Consider the following 13,563-nt stretch of genomic DNA (forward strand, 5'->3'; position numbering starts at 1 on the left):
GTTAGTTTGGTTTTTCTGAAAGAGCGGCGCGCGTCTCGACGCGAGCGAGCGGCACACGAAGCTCTCGCGGCAGGCTGAACACCACATTTTCAACTTGCCCTTGAAGATGCTCCGGGGCCTGACCACCCCACGCTTTCAGCTGAGCCACCACGCGCTCGACCAGCACTTCCGGCGCCGATGCGCCCGCCGTCACGCCGACGACGCGCTTGCCATCGAACCACTCGCGCTTCATGTCCTCGGGACCGTCGATCAAATAACCCGGGATGCCGGCCTTCTCGGCGATCTCGCGCAGACGGTTCGAGTTGGAGCTGGTCGGTGAGCCGACCACCAGGATGATGTCGCAACGTTCGACCAGACGCTTCACCGCGTCCTGCCGATTCTGGGTCGCGTAACAAATGTCTTCCTTGCGAGGGGTCGTGAGCGTCGGGAAGCGACGGCGCAGAGCGTCGACGACCTTCTGCGTGTCGTCGACCGACAACGTCGTCTGCGTCACGAACGCCAGACGCGCCTCGTCCTTGATATCGAGACGATCCACATCCTCAGGCGTCTCCACCAGCACGATGCGGCCGCCGTACTGAGTATCGAACTGGCCCATCGTGCCTTCGACTTCGGGATGACCTTCGTGCCCGATCAGAATCACTTCACGACCTTCGCGCGCGTAGCGCGAGACTTCCATGTGAACCTTGGTCACCAGCGGACAGGTCGCATCGAACACTTTCAGGTCGCGACGGCGCGCTTCATCTTGAACCGCGCGGGCAACGCCATGCGCGCTGAAGATCACCGTGGCATCGTCCGGCACTTCGTCCAACTCTTCGACGAACACCGCTCCCATACTGCGCAGCCGTTCCACCACATAGCGGTTGTGAACGACCTCGTGCCGTACATAGATCGGCGCGCCGAACAGCTCGATCGCGCGCTCGACGATGTCGATGGCTCGATCGACGCCGGCACAAAATCCGCGAGGGTTGGCGAGAAGAATCTGCATCGTCACTTACTCGGCGCCTGGGGCGTGCCATCCGCGGGGCGACGGTCGTGCCCGCTCTCCAGGAACGCATCGATCAACAAACAAGCGGCACCGATGGAGATCGCAGTATCAGCGATGTTGAACGCCGGGAAATCCCACGTGCGCCAGTTGAAATAAATGAAGTCGACGACGAAGCCGTGCATGACCCGGTCGATCACATTGCCAAGCGCGCCGCCGAGCACCAGCGACAATCCAATCGCGAGCACGGTCTGATCCGAGCGAATCCGCCGCAGCCAGATCATCAACGTCAAGCTCACGACCACCGCGAGCGTGATGAAGAACCAGCGCTGCCATCCCGACGCTTGCGCCAGGATGCTGAACGCCGCGCCGGTGTTCTCCAGATACACGATATCGAGGATGGGCAGCAGCGAGATGCTGTCCGCCAGCTTCACGGTGCTGATGACCAGAGCTTTGGTGGCCTGGTCGAGGATCACCACGAAGAAAGACAGCCACAGCCAGTTGCTGCCGCCGCGGGTGGGCGTGAACCAGACTTTCGCCAACGGGTTGGTCATTGCATCAACCTCAAGTAAAGCGCCGCTGCTCGCCAGGCCCGTCCACGTTGCTCACGCAGCGGCCGCAAAGTTCCGGATGATTCGGGTGCTGCCCCACATCCGGACGCTTGTGCCAACAGCGCACGCATTTCGCCGCAGACGTCGGTTTTACCGCGATCCAGGTCGTGTTGCCCTCGCCTTCCGCTGCCGCGACCGCATCAGCCGGCCGGCTGTCAGCGGAATGCGCCCGCGCTTCTGAAGTGATGAACACAAACCGAAGTTCCTCCCCGAACGACTGCAACGTTTCGAGCAAGGGCCCCTTCGTGTACACGTCCACTTCCGCATCGAGCGGCGCGCCGATCGAGCCGGCGTTGCGCAGCTTCTCGAGCTCCCGCGCGATGGCGCTACGGACGTTGAGAATCGCCTCCCAATCGATCGACGGCGGCTGCGTCAGTTCCTTCGGGAACTCGAAGAAGGTATTGAAGAACACCGACTCGCTGCGAGCGCCCGGCATATAACGCCAGATTTCCTCGGCCGTGAACGACAGGATCGGCGCAAGCCAGCGACTCAACGCCTCGGCGATATAAAACATCGCCGTCTGCGCCGAACGGCGCGGCAGGCTCTTCTTGCCGGTCGTGTAGACGCGATCCTTGGTGATATCCAGATAGAAACCGCCCAGGTCGACGCTGCAGAAGTTGTGGACCTTCTGATAGATCAGGTGAAACTGATAGCTGCGATACGCCGCGATCACTTCTTCCTGCAGCTGATGCGTGCGCCACACCGCCCAGCGATCGACCGCGACCATCTCCGACACGGGCACTTTGTCCGTCGCCGGATCGAAGCCATCCATATTGCCGAGCAGGAAACGCGCGGTGTTACGAATGCGCCGATACGACTCGGCGACGCGCTTCAGGATTTCATCCGATAGCGCCATTTCATTCGCATAATCGGTGGCCGCGATCCACAAGCGCAACACGTCGGCACCGAGCGTGCCGATGACTTTCTGCGGCACGACGACGTTTCCTAAGGACTTGGACATCTTCCGTCCCTTCTCGTCGATCGTGAAGCCGTGCGTCAGCACCGCTTTGTAGGGCGCGCGATCGTGCTGAGCGACCGAGGTCAGCAGCGAGCTATGGAACCAGCCGCGATGCTGATCCGAGCCTTCGAGATACAAATCGGCGGGCGCCTTCACACTCGGGTGCTGCTTGGGCACGGAGTGATGCGCGATGCCCGAGTCGAACCACACGTCCATGATGTCGTTGACCTTCTCGTAGTCCGCCGCCTCGCCGCCGAGCAGCGCGGCCGGATCGAGATCGAACCACGCATCGATGCCGCCCTCTTCGACCAGCTTCGCGACAGGCTCGATCAACTCGACGGTGCGCGGATGAAGCTCACCCGTCGCCTTGTGAGTAAACAACGGCAGCGGCACGCCCCACACGCGTTGACGCGAGATACACCAGTCCGGACGATCCGCGATCATGCCGTTGATGCGGTTCTGGCCCCAGCCCGGCACCCACTGCACCTTCGCGATTTCACGCAGCGCGCCTTTGCGCAGGTTCGCCTGTTCCATGCTGATGAACCACTGCGCGGTCGCGCGATAGATCACCGGCGTCTTGTGACGCCAGCAGTGCGCATAGCGGTGAGTGAGCTTCGCCTCGTGCAGCAGCGTGCCGTGCTCCTTGAGCACTTCGATCACATGTTTGTTCGCGTCGAACACCCGCTCGCCTTCGAAAATCGGCGTGCCCGTGACGAAGCGGCCGTCGCTGCCGACGGGGTTGTAGACCTCGAGCTTGTACTTCAAGCCGACTTCGAAGTCCTCCGCACCGTGGCCCGGGGCGGTGTGCACAGCGCCCGTACCGTCGTCGATCGTGACGTGGTCACCGAGGATGACCGGCACGACGCGCTCATAGAACGGGTGCTGAAGCTGCAGACCTTCGAGCTTCGCGCCATCGACTTCAGCGATGCGCGTGACATTCTCGACACCCGCCCGCTTCGTCACCGCGTCGACCAGCGCACTCGCCAGGATCAACAGCTCCGAACCGGTGTCGACCAGCGAATAACGAAACTCGGGACCGAGCGCGACCGCCTGGTTGGCGGGCAACGTCCAGGGCGTGGTTGTCCAGATGACGATGCTGGCCGGCGACTTCAGCGCGGCCACGCCGAAGCGCTTGGCCAGATCGGCGAGATCCTTCACACCGAAGCGCACATCGAGCGCGGGCGATGTTTTATCTTCGTACTCGACTTCCGCTTCGGCCAGCGCCGAGCGGCAGTCCAGGCACCAATGCACCGGCTTCAAGCCTTTGTAGACGTGGCCGTTGCGCAGAATCTCCGCGAACGCACGCAGCTGTTCGGCTTCGTACTTCGGCGCCATCGTGATGTACGGATCATCCCAATCGCCCATCACACCGAGGCGCTTGAAGTCCTCGCGCTGACCGTTGATCTGCGACTGCGCGAATTCGCGGCACGCCTGACGGAATGCCCGAGGATCGAGCGACTTCACTTCCTTGCCGCGCGTCTTCTCGATCTGATGTTCGATCGGCAGACCGTGACAGTCCCAGCCGGGAACGTACGGCGCATCGAAGCCGTCCATCGTACGTGACTTGACGACGATGTCCTTCAACACCTTGTTGATGGCGTGACCGAGATGAATCGCGCCGTTCGCATACGGCGGACCGTCCTGGAGAATGAACGTGGGCCGGCCCTTCGCAATCTCGCGCAGCTTCTGATACGTCTGGGTGTCTTCCCAACGCTTGAGAATGTCCGGCTCACGACGGGCCAAATCGGCCTTCATCGGGAAGTCGGTCTGGGGCAGGTTGATGGTTTGCTTATAGTCCATACTCGATTCACGAAGCCAATATCTGCCGCGCCTGCGCGGCGTCTCGATTCATCTGCTCGATCAACGTATCCATGTCCGCGAACCAGCGCTCGGCGCGCAGATACGCGATGAAATCCACGTGCAGCGACTGACGATACAAATCGCCGTTGAAGTCGAACACGTGAGCTTCCAGTAGCAGCTCCTTGCCGTTCACCGCGGGCCGCGTGCCCAAACTGGCCACGCCCGGCGCGTCGTTCAGTCCGCCACCCGTCACTCGAATCGCGAAGATGCCCGCCACCGGTGTGGCGCGACGATGCAATCGCAGATTCGCGGTCGGGAAGCCCAGCTTGCGGCCGAGCTTCTCGCCATGAATCACCTTGCCTGTCATCCGATACGGACGACCGAGCAACTTCGCCGCCTTGGCCATATCGCCGGTCGCCAGCGCCTCACGAATGCCGGAGCTGCTGACGCGCTCGCCGTCGATCTCGAACGGCGGCACTTCGGTGACCTCGAACCCGGCCGCGGCCCCGAGCGCACGCAAACAGGCGATATCGCCCTGATTGTCGCGCCCGAAGCGGAAATCGTGCCCTACCACGATGTGGCGGACGCCCAGCGCTTTTACCAGTACCTCATTCACGAACTCTTCGCGACCGAGGCGGCGCATGCGCTCGTCGAACCGCAGGCAGACGAAGCGGTCGACGCCGTAGCGCTCCAACGCTTCGAACTTCTCGCGAAAGCGGGTCAGCCGGGCCGGCGGCGTGCCCTTGGCGAAAAACTCGCGCGGCGTCGGCTCGAACGACATCAAAGCCGCCGGCAAGCCGTGCTCGGCCGCGCGCTCGCGCAGCACACGGATCATCTCCTGGTGCCCGAGATGGATGCCGTCGAACGCCCCGATCGTCAGCACGCAGCCCCGCTGCCCGGCACGCAGGTTGTACAGGCCCCGAATGAGCTCCACCGCGGCCCTCGTGCTCCGCCAATCCAAATTAGGTCACTTGAAGTGGGCCATTATAGGGAAGTCGCGGGCGGCTGCAGTCGGAACTGGCCGGCGCGTACGCCCATCGCCCACAACGCCACGAAATAGACCCCGACGCCGCCCGCCACCAGCCCCGCCAGCCAGCCGATTCGCTGCACTTTCGGGGTGACCAGCCAGGTCGCCACGTCCCCGCCGAACCACCACAGGAATGCCGCCATCAGCGCACTCGCCACGACGATCCGGATCAGCAGCCCGCGCATGGCCTGACCGCGCCGGAGCACCTGGCTCTTGAGCAGGCCGGTGTAGAGCAGGAAGGCATTCATGATGGCGCCGATGCCGTTGCTCAGGGCCAGCAGGGTGTGAGCCCCTGGAGTCTTGAGATTGCCGGTGAGCCACAGGCCGGCGACCACGAGCACGTTCAGCACCATCGTCACGCCGAGCGCACGCATCGCGACCTTCACCGGGCCCTTGGTGTTTTGTTGGGCGTAATAACCGGTCGCGAGCACTTTGATCATGCTCCAGCCCAGCAGCGCCAGTGAGAACGCCATCAGCGCCAGACGCGTCATCTCGGCGTCCTTGGGCTTGAACTGCCCGTACTGAAGCAGCGCGACGGTCAACGGGCCGGCCAGCGCAAACAACGCCACCGACGCGGGAATGACGATGAGACAAACCAGGCGCACGGCCCAAGCCAGCGTTGCCGAAAATTCGTCCGGCGATTTCTTCGCGTGCTGCGAGGACAGGCTCGGCAGGATCACGGTCGCCAGGGCAATGCTGAACACGCCGAGCGGGAATTCGACCAGCCGGTCTGCGTAGTACAGCCAGGTCATGCTGCCATCCGCGAGCAACGAAGCGATGCCCGAGCTGATCATCACGCTGAGCTGCCCCATCGACGAGCCGACGATGGCCGGCCCCATCAGCCGGGCAATGCGCTTCACCGCCTCGTGCTCCCAATTCCAGTGCGGGCGGCGAATCACACCGAGCTTGATCAAGGCCGGCAACTGAATGACCAGCTGGATTACACCGCCGACGAACACGCCGACGGCGAGTGCCATCACCGGCTGCTCGAAGTACGGCGACAAATAGGCTGCGAACACGATCAGCACGACGTTCAGCACCACCGAGGTGAACGCCGGCAGCGCGAATTGCTGATAGCTGTTGAGCACGCCGCCGGCGAGCGCGGTCAGCGAGACGAATAAAAGATAAGGAAAGGTCCAGCGGAGCATGTCCACCGCAAGCCCGTACTGGCCCACCTCTTTCGTCGTGAAGCCCGGCGCGCAGATGGCCACGATGATCGGCGCGGCGATCACGCCAATCACGGAAACGATCGCGAGGAATGAGCCCAGCGTGCCGGACACGGAATCGACCAGCTCGCGCACGTCTTCTTTGGAGCGATTCGCCTTGTACTCGGCGACCACCGGCACGAAGGCCTGCGAGAACGCGCCCTCGGCGAACAATCGCCGCAACAGGTTGGGAATCTGGTTCGCGAGGACGTACACCTCGAGATAGACCGCCGGGATCATCACGGCCTGTACCACGTCCCGCACCAGTCCGGTGATCCGGGACAGCAGCGTGGTGATTCCGACGATGGCGGTACTACGGAAGAAGCCGCGGCTCATGGTCGGCCGGGCCCGAATGGAATGGCGGGTGATCGCATGGGCCGGCAATGGTAGTGAAGATGAGGACCTGTCGAGAAATTAAATCTGTCCTCTTTTCGCACCGGATTATGGCCGGCGGCGGGCGATTCCCAGGCGGACCGCGGACCGATTCGGCTATTTTCCGGGCAGACGACCACTTTGCCCTTGCCTTACGGCCGATCGGTCGGCAGAATTCGCGGCCTCGTTTTTGGAGCCTTCACGACCGTGGCCAATATCAAGTCCGCCGAAAAGCGCGCCCGCCAGACCGTCAAGCGCCGTGCCCGTAACGTGGCTGGCCGCTCGAAGCTGCGCACCGCCATCAAGGGTGTCGTGAACGCGGTGGAAGCCGGCGACAAAGAAACCGCCACCGCCAAGCTCAAGGCCGCCGGCCCGATCATCGACTCGGCCGTGAACAAGGGCCTGATCCATCGCAACAAGGCTGCTCGTCATAAGAGCGCCCTGAATGCGCGCGTGAAGGAACTGTCGGCGGGCTGAGCCCTTCGATAGAACCGAGCGCAAAAAAAAAAACCGGGCAATGCCCGGTTTTTTTATGGGTGGCACCTTTGTGCCCGCCCTCGGCCTCAGCCGACTTCCGCTTCCCTCGGGGCGTCGATCTCTTCCAGCCGCTTCATGATGTCCTCGCATAGCGCCTCCGTGCCCTGGTGCGCGAGACCCGAGATCCGATAGACCGGTCCCTTCCAGCGCAGCCGGCGCACGATGTCCTTACAGACCTTGTCGGCCTGATCCGCGGGCAACAAGTCGACCTTGTTCAGGATCAGCCAGCGCTCCTTCTTCTCCAAGTTCGCGCTGAACTTCTTCAATTCCGCCACGATTGCGCGAGCATCCTTGACCGGATCGGCCTCCGGGTCCGGCGGGCTCACATCGATCAGATGGAGCAGCACTCGCGTGCGCTGAAGGTGCTTCAGGAACTGAATACCGAGGCCCGCCCCTTCGGCCGCACCCTCGATGAGCCCCGGAATGTCCGCCATGACGAAGCTGCGATGGACACCGACGCGCACGACGCCGAGATTCGGGTGCAGCGTGGTGAACGGATAGTCGGCAACTTTCGGCTTTGCCGCCGAAACCGCGCGAATGAGCGTCGATTTGCCGGCGTTCGGCAATCCCAGCAACCCGATGTCCGCCATGACCTTGAGCTCGAGCCGCAGATCGCGCTTCTCACCCGGCAGACCCGGCATGGCCTTGCGCGGCGTGCGATTGGTGCTGGTCTTGAAGCGAGTGTTGCCCCAACCGCCCTTGCCACCCTTGGCGACCAGGAGGCGCTGACCGGGCTCGGTCACGTCGCCCAGCTCTTCCTCGGTATCGACATCGACGACGGTCGTACCGATCGGCACCTCGACAAAGAGGTCCTCGCCGCCGGCGCCGGTCATGTCTTTGCTCATTCCTGCCGTGCCGTGAGGCGCGCGGAAGGCCCGGTTGTAGCGGAAGTCAGCGAGCGTATTGATGCCCGCTCTACCGACGAGATAGATGTCCGCCCCCTTGCCGCCGTCGCCGCCGTCGGGGCCGCCGAACGGAATGAACTTCTCGCGACGGAAGCTCGCAGCGCCGCGCCCGCCGTTGCCGGCTTGAACCTTGATCGTGGCTTCGTCGACGAAACGCATGTTGCTAGTTTGGGTCCGCGGAGGGCTTAAAAAAAGAGCCCCGGCGCGAGGCCGGGGCTCTTTCGATCCTGCGAAAGCGCGGTCGCGATTACTCGGCGACGATGCTCACGAAAGTCTTCTGCTCGACGCCGCGCTTGCGGAACTGCACGCGACCTTCGGTCTTCGCGAACAGCGTGTAGTCCGTGCCGGTGCCGACGCCGTCACCGGCGCGATACACCGTGCCGCGCTGACGGACGATAATGTTGCCGGCGATCACATGCTCGCCGCCAAACTTCTTGATACCGAGTCGTTTGGACTCTGAGTCGCGGCCGTTCTTGGTACTGCCGCCTGCCTTTTTATGTGCCATGGCTGGTGCTCTCCAAATTCAATAAAAGATTAGCCGCCGACGATGCCCGTCACCTTCACTTCCGTGAAGAGCTGACGATGCGTGCCCTGGCGCAGGTAGTGCTTACGACGACGGAATTTGACGATGACTTTCTTATCGCCCTTACCGTGGCTCTGCACGGTGCCCGTCACCTTGCCGCCGCTCAGGAACGGCGCGCCGATCTTGACCTGATCGCCCGAACCGACCAGCAGCACCTTGTCGAACTCGACATTGGCACCAGCCTCGGCATCGAGCTTCTCGACGCGCACGACCTGGCCTTCGCTGACGCGATACTGCTTACCACCCGTGGAAATGACGGCGTACATGATTGACCCAATGCTCCGGGGGCCGGGAGCCCCCGGCGGAAAAGGGCGTGAAGTGTACGGAGCGGACGGGTACTAAGCAACTCTTAGGGACACATCCAAGGCAAAAACTGGGGCGAAGTGCCCCTCGGAGGGATTTTCGCGCGTTTCAGGGCCCGCTGACGGCCCTGAAAACAACTAAGTCTGCGACATGCGACAGCTTGCCGCCCTTATGGGCTACCATTCGCCGTCGGTTATTTCCCTTTGGAATCCATGAGCTTCGAGTCCGTCAAAGCGCTGGTCGATGGCGACCTGCGACAGGTCGATGCGGTCATCCGCAACCGCCTCGCCAGCGATGTCGTCCTGGTCAACCAGATCGCCGAATACATCGTCGGCAGCGGCGGCAAACGCCTGCGCCCCCTGCTGGTCGTGGTCGTGGCCCGTGCCTGCGGCTACCAGGGCGAGCGCCACTCCGAGGCCGCCGCGATCATCGAGTTCATTCACACGGCCACCCTGCTCCACGACGACGTGGTCGACGGCTCCAAACTCCGCCGCGGCCGCGACACCGCCAACGAGGTTTGGGGCAACGAAGCCAGCGTGCTGGTGGGCGATTACGTCTACTCGCGCTCGTTCGAGATGATGGTCTCGCTCGAAAGCATGCGGATCATGGCCGTGATGGCCAGCGCCACCAACAAAATCGCCGAGGGCGAGGTGCTGCAGCTCCTGAACGCCAACGACCCGGACACCACCGAGGAACGGTACTTCGAGGTCATTTACCGGAAGACCGCCAAGCTTTTCGAAGCCGGCGCGCAAATCGCCGCTTTATTGGCTGGCGCCTCGCCTTCGGTTGAGGCCGCGATGGCGGCATATGGGAGGCATTTAGGAACGGCCTTCCAGCTGGTCGACGACGTACTGGATTACCAGTCAAACAGCGAGGAACTCGGCAAAAACCTGGGCGACGACCTCGCCGAGGGCAAACCCACCCTTCCTCTTATATATGCCCTCCGCACCGGCACCGAGGAACAGCGAACGCTCATCCGGCGCAGTATTGAAGAAGGCAGCATCGAGGAGCTAGGCCGCATCACCGCAGCGATTGAATCTACCGGAGGCCTTGCGTACACTGCGCGGCTCGCGCGGCGGGAGGCCGCCCTCGCCATCGACGCAATCGCCGTATTGCCCGACTCGGCGTATAAGCAAGCCTTGCGCGAACTGGCGGACTTTGCGGTCGAACGCACCTACTGAATCCAGCCAGCTTTCGAGAAGTCCTTCTTCGGGGTGTAGCTCAGCCTGGTAGAGCGCTACGTTCGGGACGTATAGGTCGCAGGTTCAAATCCTGTCACCCCGACCACGACATCCTGCGGCTATTGATACGGCCGCTGGATGTATCGCAGAGCGTGCCCAAAGACTCCCATCGGCATGGGTGGCCGCTGAATCCGATCCGAAATCAGTTCCCCTAGAACAGGCCGCGCCTCTTTGAAGCGCTGGCATCCCCCTGACAGACCAAGAGTGATCAGATCGTCGCACAGCTCCGCTGCACGTGGAACGGCCCCAGGTATGCGCCCCACCGCTCCGCCCTGAAGAACTCGAGCACCCAGAAAAAACACGCCACCGAAGATTGAGGGACAGCCGCGCCAGCGGGCGAACGAGCATCGCGGACTGACTTGAGCGCCAAAACACCGTCGGCTCATCTCACAACAGATGCCCGACACGAGCCCCATAAGACGACGGATTGAGGCCCCGGTGACGGGTGTGGTGCGATCGCATCACCCCGATCCGACGCTGAGGCAGCCGGAGCAATGGCGGATCCACGCCGAGCATTGAAACGATCGAGGGACCGAATGGGCTGGGTGCAGCGAACCGTCATGTCAGGATCGGACCGAGAATCGTCACAAGACGATCGCACCAGCGTGCCGTGATGAAACGGCACGCGCGATGAATAGTCCGATGATGGCTTGACGAGGCAATGCTTCCCGGATTCGGGCCGATGCCACGCGGAAGTGCTTGCCAAACGTCAGCACGTCATCGAAGACGATCAACGTCTCGCGCGCCGGCACCGCGAGCAGATCCACATCTATCCGAGTGATGTCCATGAGCTCATCGATGGACGCCCTCGCGGCGCCCCTCTCGTGATCGGCGACAGTGCTCACCGTTTGTTGCAACAACGGCCGCACATCTGGGTGCGCGTATCCCGAGAACGCCTGCTTGAGCGCACGCTCCAAGCGATCACAGTAGTCCGGATCGCCCCTGCACTTCGAACCAGGGATCGGCACGAATGTATATCGTCGATTCACGAGCATGGGACCGAATGCCTCCCGGAGCGCGATGGCAACCTCGGCGATCGCCCTTTCCTTGTCGCCCTGCAATTGGAGCACGTTGGGGCCGCGCGTGATTTCAGTGGGCTTGCGTTTGAAGTTGGCGAGTAGCTGCCTCGTGGCACATCCGCTCGCGCCTCCACCGACGCTGAACTCGCCGCGAAACAAGCACCGATCGGTCTCGGCCAGGTACTGATGCTCCCGACGGCTCCGCTCATCGATCCAGGTCCATGGCTTAGAGAGCACGACATTCACTCCACTCGTTGAAGCGACGATTGACACAGGTCACCCGATCGTCATCGAGACAGCGCTTGGGGCTATGTCGCCCAGTTATTTAACTGTTTCGCTGAGCGACTATCGAGACCTTTCCACGGATGAATCGCGATCTGTAGTACGCGAGATGGGTTCAGTACTGGCGTTCAGTACATCAGATAGCAACCACTGCTTATCCGTCCGCGGCGGGGACATTTGACTCACGAACTTCGATACCTGACCAGCAAGCTGATGCCTTCCTTCGGTGATCAAAAGATGCCGAACCACTTGCCAACCCCGCACCACCTCCGTTCTGGTTCGCTGTAGCCTCGCGGCCCTGGGCTCATCCAGGGAACCTGCATTCAGATCGTGCACGATGTCGCTTATCCTCGAGGTCACATGCGATGACTCCCCTCTCCGTGCTGCTCTGAAGATCGAATCCAACTTCGGCGCTCGACTCTGCCCACGAATCCTTCGATCTGTAGCATTGGCTTCGACGCCGTGTGCACGAAGGTGTCGAGCAAACTCCTGACGCCAATCACGCAGAGTCGCCCTGCGAATATCAATCCTCGAACCACTTTCACTGACCGCTTTTAATGTTACATGCACATGCGGATGAGGCTTGTCTGTGTGCAGGGCCATCGCGTATCGATGTTTGAGATAAAACTTATCGCGAGCGAAATCCCGGACGGCGGCGAGTAACTTTTCTGGCGGCGTACCGGCTGGCATGGAAAAGATGATCCTGCGTACGAGCTTGGGAGGCTTGCGCCGATAGAAAACAAACAAGCCGCGGCGCTGTCGATCTTCGTCCAGATCAAGATCCCAATCGTCGACTAGTCTCTGAACCGATTCCCGCCCGAGCAACCGTTCGCCATCGTCTGTCTCGATCTCTCGCTCGCCCGCTCTACTGATGTAATGGAAATGGGCATTCACTCCGCGACTCGTGCTCGATCCTTTGCCGCTTGACACCTTGATCATCACTTCTGGCACCCGCCTGACCGTCCGGCCGATCTGATCAATCTGAGCTGCTGTCAGATGCAGTCGTTCCGCCGGCCCTGCGCGACCATGGCTTTCTAAGTCAAATAGGGGCCTGCCCCTAAGGCGAAGCGGTTTCATACCCGTTCCTCCATGAGAGCGCATTCACCTTGAGCAAGTCCTTGGTGTGATTGCGCATCGCCTCGCAGACCTCGACTATCGCGAGCAGATCCTCGCGACTGATTCCCGTCATTGCCACCCCTCGACCAGCCAGTCGGATCACTTGGTTAAGATTTCGGCCGATCGCGCCAAGCTGGGCAACCGACAGCTTAAGTGCCATCAATTCCGCCTCAGGCAGCGGAGAGAGATTGCGCAGATGAGCTCGTATCAGAACCGATATATACGTCGCCGCCCCCATCTGCCGAGAGGCCGCCCGCTCCTTGAGCAACAGCTTGTCGTCCGGATGCAGCAAAGCATACGTGCGCGTTCCCTTCCCCCGCCGTTCTGACGGTTTCAAACAGCCGGCGTCTATAACACCCGCGCTACCCACAGCCGAATCAACGAGCTGCTTCAACAACACCGCTTCGGTTATCTCCTGCTGTTCGGCAAGACTGCGGAACCGGGCTTTCATTTCTGCAGAGACATGAGCCGAAATTAGATGTGTGGTGACCATGCACCGAAGTGTTGATCAAGAATGGTCGGAGGGCCACCCCCAGTTTCGCGCTCTTTCTGGCGATACTGGCGCTTGACTAGCCTCATTGTGTCTCTTCCTCCAGTGCCGGAACCCATCGCCAGCGCGCAG

The 13,563-nt window shown here is 61.8% G+C and carries 13 protein-coding genes and 1 tRNA gene; 3 read left to right on the top strand and 11 right to left on the bottom strand.

Annotated elements, in window-relative coordinates:
• Position 1: 1 nt before the first annotated feature.
• The 5 genes from ispH to murJ are packed head-to-tail and all read right to left on the bottom strand — an operon-like array spanning position 2 to position 6,919.
• Positions 2-985 (bottom strand): 4-hydroxy-3-methylbut-2-enyl diphosphate reductase, encoded by a 984-nt coding sequence (gene ispH, locus ACFPN2_RS38285; protein WP_380606582.1) that lies wholly within the window; start codon positions 983-985, stop codon positions 2-4.
• Positions 986-987: 2 nt separating this feature from the next.
• Positions 988-1,536 (bottom strand): signal peptidase II, encoded by a 549-nt coding sequence (gene lspA / locus ACFPN2_RS38290; protein ID WP_129777101.1) that lies wholly within the window; start codon positions 1,534-1,536, stop codon positions 988-990.
• 10 nt (positions 1,537-1,546) lie between these two features.
• Complete coding sequence (ileS, locus tag ACFPN2_RS38295; RefSeq protein WP_380606585.1) at positions 1,547-4,351, bottom strand: isoleucine--tRNA ligase; 2,805 nt, start codon at positions 4,349-4,351, stop codon at positions 1,547-1,549.
• A 7-nt stretch (positions 4,352-4,358) separates the two neighbouring features.
• Positions 4,359-5,285: a bifunctional riboflavin kinase/FAD synthetase gene (locus tag ACFPN2_RS38300; RefSeq protein ID WP_380606587.1), complete on the bottom strand. Its 927-nt coding sequence runs from the start codon at positions 5,283-5,285 to the stop codon at positions 4,359-4,361.
• Positions 5,286-5,335: 50 nt separating this feature from the next.
• Complete coding sequence (gene murJ, locus ACFPN2_RS38305) at positions 5,336-6,919, bottom strand: murein biosynthesis integral membrane protein MurJ (RefSeq protein ID WP_380606589.1); 1,584 nt, start codon at positions 6,917-6,919, stop codon at positions 5,336-5,338.
• 243 nt (positions 6,920-7,162) lie between these two features.
• On the opposite strand from murJ, the gene rpsT reads away from it, so the two are divergent.
• Positions 7,163-7,432, top strand: a complete 270-nt coding sequence (gene rpsT, locus ACFPN2_RS38310; protein ID WP_380606591.1) for a 30S ribosomal protein S20 — start codon at positions 7,163-7,165, stop codon at positions 7,430-7,432.
• Between the two features lie 86 nt (positions 7,433-7,518).
• On the opposite strand, the gene cgtA is transcribed toward rpsT, so the two are convergent.
• The 3 genes from cgtA to rplU all read right to left on the bottom strand — a co-directional run bounded on the left by cgtA (position 7,519) and on the right by rplU (position 9,246).
• Entirely contained in the window at positions 7,519-8,556 is a 1,038-nt protein-coding gene (gene cgtA, locus ACFPN2_RS38315; RefSeq protein WP_380606592.1) for an Obg family GTPase CgtA, read from the bottom strand.
• A gap of 88 nt (positions 8,557-8,644) precedes the next feature.
• Positions 8,645-8,902: a 50S ribosomal protein L27 gene (gene rpmA / locus ACFPN2_RS38320; RefSeq protein ID WP_380606594.1), complete on the bottom strand. Its 258-nt coding sequence runs from the start codon at positions 8,900-8,902 to the stop codon at positions 8,645-8,647.
• A gap of 29 nt (positions 8,903-8,931) precedes the next feature.
• On the bottom strand, positions 8,932-9,246 hold the full coding sequence (gene rplU, locus ACFPN2_RS38325) for a 50S ribosomal protein L21 (protein WP_380606596.1): 315 nt from the start codon (positions 9,244-9,246) through the stop codon (positions 8,932-8,934).
• Between the two features lie 249 nt (positions 9,247-9,495).
• Between rplU and ispB the strand changes: the two genes are divergently transcribed.
• Entirely contained in the window at positions 9,496-10,464 is a 969-nt protein-coding gene (gene ispB / locus ACFPN2_RS38330) for an octaprenyl diphosphate synthase (protein WP_380606597.1), read from the top strand.
• Between the two features lie 29 nt (positions 10,465-10,493).
• A tRNA-Pro gene (locus ACFPN2_RS38335) sits at positions 10,494-10,570 on the top strand.
• Between the two features lie 538 nt (positions 10,571-11,108).
• Here ACFPN2_RS38335 and ACFPN2_RS38340 read toward each other — a convergent pair.
• The 3 genes from ACFPN2_RS38340 to ACFPN2_RS38350 all read right to left on the bottom strand — a co-directional run bounded on the left by ACFPN2_RS38340 (position 11,109) and on the right by ACFPN2_RS38350 (position 13,434).
• Positions 11,109-11,780 carry a hypothetical protein gene (locus tag ACFPN2_RS38340; protein ID WP_380606599.1) on the bottom strand — a complete coding sequence of 224 codons (672 nt, stop codon included), beginning with the start codon at positions 11,778-11,780 and terminating at the stop codon, positions 11,109-11,111.
• A 108-nt stretch (positions 11,781-11,888) separates the two neighbouring features.
• On the bottom strand, positions 11,889-12,902 hold the full coding sequence (locus ACFPN2_RS38345; protein WP_380606600.1) for a relaxase/mobilization nuclease domain-containing protein: 1,014 nt from the start codon (positions 12,900-12,902) through the stop codon (positions 11,889-11,891).
• Complete coding sequence (locus tag ACFPN2_RS38350; protein WP_380606601.1) at positions 12,883-13,434, bottom strand: hypothetical protein; 552 nt, start codon at positions 13,432-13,434, stop codon at positions 12,883-12,885. Before ACFPN2_RS38350 ends, ACFPN2_RS38345 begins: the two co-directional genes overlap by 20 nt.
• Between the last annotated feature and the right edge of the window lie 129 nt (positions 13,435-13,563).

The sequence above is a fragment of the Steroidobacter flavus genome, assembly GCF_042651805.1.
GTDB classification, from domain to species: Bacteria; Pseudomonadota; Gammaproteobacteria; order Steroidobacterales; family Steroidobacteraceae; genus Steroidobacter; species Steroidobacter flavus.

What these genes read in the sequence shown, in the direction of transcription:
- ispB (WP_380606597.1), top strand. Translation starts at nt 9,496, where the DNA reads ATGAGCTTCGAGTCCGTCAAAGCGCTGGTCGATGGCGACCTGCGACAG.
- cgtA (WP_380606592.1), bottom strand. Translation starts at nt 8,556, where the DNA reads ATGCGTTTCGTCGACGAAGCCACGATCAAGGTTCAAGCCGGCAACGGC.
- murJ (WP_380606589.1), bottom strand. Translation starts at nt 6,919, where the DNA reads ATGAGCCGCGGCTTCTTCCGTAGTACCGCCATCGTCGGAATCACCACG.
- ileS (WP_380606585.1), bottom strand. Translation starts at nt 4,351, where the DNA reads ATGGACTATAAGCAAACCATCAACCTGCCCCAGACCGACTTCCCGATG.
- rpmA (WP_380606594.1), bottom strand. Translation starts at nt 8,902, where the DNA reads ATGGCACATAAAAAGGCAGGCGGCAGTACCAAGAACGGCCGCGACTCA.
- lspA (WP_129777101.1), bottom strand. Translation starts at nt 1,536, where the DNA reads ATGACCAACCCGTTGGCGAAAGTCTGGTTCACGCCCACCCGCGGCGGC.
- rplU (WP_380606596.1), bottom strand. Translation starts at nt 9,246, where the DNA reads ATGTACGCCGTCATTTCCACGGGTGGTAAGCAGTATCGCGTCAGCGAA.
- ACFPN2_RS38345 (WP_380606600.1), bottom strand. Translation starts at nt 12,902, where the DNA reads ATGAAACCGCTTCGCCTTAGGGGCAGGCCCCTATTTGACTTAGAAAGC.
- ispH (WP_380606582.1), bottom strand. Translation starts at nt 985, where the DNA reads ATGCAGATTCTTCTCGCCAACCCTCGCGGATTTTGTGCCGGCGTCGAT.
- ACFPN2_RS38350 (WP_380606601.1), bottom strand. Translation starts at nt 13,434, where the DNA reads ATGGTCACCACACATCTAATTTCGGCTCATGTCTCTGCAGAAATGAAA.